Annotated in this window: 1 protein-coding gene; it reads left to right on the forward strand. The window is 40.7% G+C overall.

From position 1 onward, the window contains the following. A partial coding sequence (locus AXE65_RS13320) for a replication initiator protein A (protein WP_193393238.1) occupies positions 1-312 on the forward strand: 312 nt, incomplete at both ends.

Consider the following 312-nt stretch of genomic DNA (forward strand, 5'->3'; position numbering starts at 1 on the left):
AGTGCGCGTCTATGAGCGCAATGGTTGCACGCTAACAATAAAGCCAGGCTATGACGGTTGCGCCACAATACATGACAAAGATATTTGGCTTTATTGCATTAGCCAACTTGTAGAAGCTAAAAATCGGGGAGAAATAATAAATAGAAAAGTGAGATTTACTATGTATGATTTTTTAAAATCTACAAATAGAGGTACAGGTGGCAGGGAGTATGTTTTAGCTGCTCAAATGCTAAAGAGGCTGGCAGGGACAAGGATAGAAACCAATATAGCGATTAAGGGATATAGAGCGCGGGAAGGCTTTGGTTTGGTTGA

Origin of the sequence: Ventosimonas gracilis, assembly GCF_001580025.1 — a bacterium.
Lineage (GTDB): Bacteria > Pseudomonadota > Gammaproteobacteria > Pseudomonadales > Pseudomonadaceae > Ventosimonas > Ventosimonas gracilis.